Source organism: Mesorhizobium sp. M1C.F.Ca.ET.210.01.1.1 (assembly GCF_004791585.1).
Classification (GTDB): Bacteria; Pseudomonadota; Alphaproteobacteria; order Rhizobiales; family Rhizobiaceae; genus Mesorhizobium.
In genome coordinates, this window is record NZ_SRUU01000210.1 from 1 (window position 1) to 290 (window position 290).

Sequence of the window (290 nt, forward strand, 5' to 3'; positions counted from 1 at the left end):
GCCGCCGCTCAGACCTGGAGCAGCCACGTTCAGCTGTTCTTCTATATGCTCGGTCTCGGCATAGGCATCCGGTTCATCCATCACGCGCTGTCCGACGGCACGATGTTCTCACTGCATTACTATCTCGTCGACACCATCGTGCTGATGATCCTTGGCTTCCTGGGCTATCAATACACGCGCACCAACCAAATGGTCACACAGTATAACTGGCTCTACGAAAGAGCTTCCTTGTTAAGCTGGAAGCCGAAAGGTTGACGTTCACCATTACGCCGCTTCAGGGACGAATCGGC

1 protein-coding gene is annotated in these 290 nt (G+C 54.1%); it reads left to right on the plus strand.

Annotated elements, in window-relative coordinates; all coding sequences use genetic code 11:
* Positions 1 to 255 (plus strand): DUF6867 family protein (locus EN853_RS33615; RefSeq protein ID WP_135861384.1); only part of this gene is annotated, 255 nt, incomplete at its 5' end.
* Positions 256 to 290: the final 35 nt, after the last annotated feature.